Source organism: uncultured Dialister sp. (assembly GCF_900541605.1).
Lineage (GTDB): Bacteria > Bacillota > Negativicutes > Veillonellales > Dialisteraceae > Dialister.
Window position 1 is genome coordinate 1 of record NZ_UQKJ01000173.1, and the last position, 3,276, is coordinate 3,276.

A 3,276-nucleotide genomic window follows, 5' to 3' on the forward strand; every position below is an offset into this window, starting at 1 on the left:
TAGAGGGGAGGGGGACCGCGTTAGCGGTGGAGGGGTGTCATCGAGAGCGCCGCAGGCTGTCGAGCTTTCCTGGCAGCAGGCAGCCCCGCTCCTGATGACTCCGCACATTAGCATGCAAAACCAATAGCTCGACAAACCGCAATTGGCAGTTTCATCATTTTACTGACAAAGAAGGAGATTCTATGAGTGTTTCCATTGATATAGACCATGTCATTAAACGGTATGGTAATAATACGGTTATTAATGGTCTTTCCTTATCTGTAAAAGCAGGTGAATTCTTTACCCTTCTCGGCCCTTCGGGCTGTGGGAAAACCACACTGCTCCGTATGGTGATCGGATTCAATTCCATTGAGGGAGGTACCATTTCCATTGGGGGAAAGGTCATTAATGATGTATCTCCGGATAAGCGGAATATGGGGATGGTTTTTCAGAACTATGCCATTTTTCCTCATATGTCGGTCAAAGATAACGTGGCCTTTGGACTCCGTATGCGGAAGGTACCGGAAAAGGAAATCGAAGAACGGGTAGACCATATTCTGAAGGTTGTAAAAATTGACCATCTGAAAGACCGTATGCCTGTGGCCCTTTCTGGTGGACAACAGCAGCGTGTGGCCCTGGCTCGGGCCATCGTTATCCGTCCCGAAGTGCTTCTTATGGATGAGCCTCTGTCAAATCTGGATGCTAAGCTTCGTATTGAAATGCGAAGTGCTATCAAGCAGATCCAAAAAAAAGTGGATATAACCACCATGTATGTCACCCATGACCAGGAAGAAGCACTGGCTGTATCTGATCGGATTGCAGTCATGAATAACGGGGTCATACAGCAGATTGGGAAGCCGGCAGATATTTACAAGCGCCCGGCCAATGTATTTGTTTCTACTTTTATTGGCTTATCGAATCTGCTTCCTGCTGTGCTTTCCGGTGACCGGACAAAGACGATTTCTTTTACCGGCAGTGGGTACAAGACCGGAATCGCAGGCCTTATTTCGGATGCCGGTGATGGGGAAGAGGTTATTGTGTCCGTGCGTCCGGAGGAGTTTGAAATCCACACAGATGGAAGAGAGGGAATTCGGGGCATCGTCTCTTCATCCATCTTTCTCGGTCTTACCACTCATTATTTTATTCATCTGGAAACAGGAAAAGATATCGAAGCCCTGGAAACACGGGAAGACCATGATATTATAGCCGATGGTACCCATGTGACCCTTACGGTGAAGCCAAACCTGATCAATGTATTCCGGAAGGATACGGAAAAATCAATGATAGAAGGTGTAGTCCATGAATAAGAAAGTGACCATTTGGAATCTTTTCAGTATCCTTATTCTGGCGTTCTTCGCCCTTTTTATCCTGTATCCTCTTTTCCTTATTCTCTATAAAAGCGTTATTGCAGGGGATACCGGTGCCTTTTCGCTCCAATATTTCGCCCACTTCTTTGCAAAGCGCTTTTATTGGGGTACCATGGTAAATTCCCTGAAGGTCACTGTAGTATCTACTTTCCTGGCGGCTGCCCTGGGGCTCCCAATGGCTTACCTCATGGGGAGACTCAAAATCAGGGGCAGCAGCTTTCTGAATATACTGATTGTTATTTCGTACTTGTCGCCGCCTTTCATTGGAGCCTATGCATGGATCCAGCTCCTTGGAAGAAATGGGGTGATTACCCATTTCCTGAATTCCACTTTTGGCTTTCATTTTGGTGGAGTTTATGGCTTTGCAGGCATTGTGCTTGTATTCACACTGCAGTCATTTCCACTGGTCTTTATATATGTGTCCGGAGCGCTGAAGAGTCTTGATAATTCCTTAAATGAGGCAGCGGAAAGTCTGGGCTGCGGGAGAATGGGACGGATTTTCAAAATTATCATTCCCCTCGTCATGCCTACGCTTTTGGCCAGCTCTATGCTTGTCTTCATGCGGGTTTTCGCCGACTTCGGTACGCCAATGCTGATCGGGGAAGGGTACAAGACATTGCCGGTTCTTATTTACAACCAGTTTATGGGAGAAGTGGGTGGTGATGACGGCTTTGCAGCAGCCATCTGCTGTATTGTCATTGGCCTCACTATTGTCATGTTCTTCGTGCAGCGGTTCCTGGCAAATCGGAATACCTATGCCATGAATGCGTTGAAGCCCATGGTTGCAGAACAGGCGAAGGGTATGAAGAATATCCTAGCCCATCTGTGGGTGTATGCAGTGGTGGGATTGGCGGTTCTGCCACAGGCTGTGGTTATTTATACATCTTTTCTTGCCTCCAACGGGGGACAGGTTTTTACCGGCGGTTTTGCTCTCCAGAGTTATGAAGCCACCCTTTTTGCCAAGGATAATGATGTCATCTGGCATACCTATTTCCTGGGGCTCTGCGCTATCTGTATTGTGCTGGTACTGGGAGTGCTTATCGCCTATCTTTCAGTGCGCAAGAAGAACCCTTTGAACAGTGCCCTTGACGTGATTACCATGTTTCCCTTTATTATTCCCGGGTCGGTGCTTGGTATTTCCTTTGTCTTTGCGTTCAATAAATCTCCACTCATCCTTACGGGGACAGCACTCATCATGATTATATCTTTTGCCATCCGCCGTATGCCTTATACGGTTCGGTCTTCTACGGCGGTTCTGGGAAATATCAGCCCCTCCATTGAGGAAGCGGCCATATCCCTTGGCGCATCAGAAATGACCACGTTTCGAAAGATCACGATTCCAATGATGGCGCCGGGCGTCCTTTCGGGGGCCATTATGAGCTGGGTCACCATTATCAGTGAACTTTCGTCGTCCATTATCCTCTACACCAATTCTACACAGACCCTGACGGTTTCCATTTATACGGAAGTCATTCGCGGCAATTACGGCAATGCCTCCGCTTATGCTACTATTCTCACGGTGACATCTATCATTTCTCTCCTTCTTTTCTACAAGCTCACAGGGAAAAGGGATGTGTCCCTGTAGCAGTCGTCTCATCGTGATATAATGGATGCACCGAGAGTATGGCAGGTTACGTTGCCAATTTCCATTTATCGGGCTGTTGGGGCAGGGGGGCATACTGACGGTTGGAGTCATAGCCTTTCACATTGATCCGGTCAGCGTCTTCGAATCAAATGCACCCCCTCAGACGCCTTCGGCGACAGCTCCCCCGGTGAGGGAGCCAGGGTTATTGCTTCTCCCATTGGAGGAGGTCCCGCGAAGCGGCTGTCTGGCTCAAAGCTCAAGGCTATGACTTTAACCGCAGGCACTCTAAATTCCAGGGAAGCACTGATTAAATCGTTGTCAGATTTCATTCTTGGATTTTTATGC

At 48.0% G+C, this 3,276-nt stretch carries 3 protein-coding genes; 2 read left to right on the forward strand and 1 reads right to left on the reverse strand.

Going from position 1 to position 3,276, the window contains the following annotated elements; all coding sequences use genetic code 11:
- Nucleotides 1-182: 182 nt before the first annotated feature.
- Both QZR21_RS08700 and QZR21_RS08705 read left to right on the forward strand, forming a co-directional pair.
- Nucleotides 183-1,286 (forward strand): ABC transporter ATP-binding protein, encoded by a 1,104-nt coding sequence (locus QZR21_RS08700; protein ID WP_296098173.1) that lies wholly within the window; start codon nt 183-185, stop codon nt 1,284-1,286.
- Nucleotides 1,279-2,931, forward strand: coding sequence for an iron ABC transporter permease (locus QZR21_RS08705; protein ID WP_296098177.1), 1,653 nt, complete (start codon nt 1,279-1,281; stop codon nt 2,929-2,931). The genes QZR21_RS08700 and QZR21_RS08705 overlap by 8 nt, the downstream gene beginning before the upstream one ends.
- Nucleotides 2,932-3,062: 131 nt before the next feature.
- Here QZR21_RS08705 and QZR21_RS08710 read toward each other — a convergent pair.
- Nucleotides 3,063-3,276 (reverse strand): hypothetical protein (locus tag QZR21_RS08710; protein ID WP_296974980.1); only part of this gene is annotated, 214 nt, incomplete at its 5' end.

Coding starts and splice junctions, on each gene's coding strand:
- QZR21_RS08700 (WP_296098173.1), top strand. CDS start 183: ATGAGTGTTTCCATTGATATAGACCATGTCATTAAACGGTATGGTAAT.
- QZR21_RS08705 (WP_296098177.1), top strand. CDS start 1,279: ATGAATAAGAAAGTGACCATTTGGAATCTTTTCAGTATCCTTATTCTG.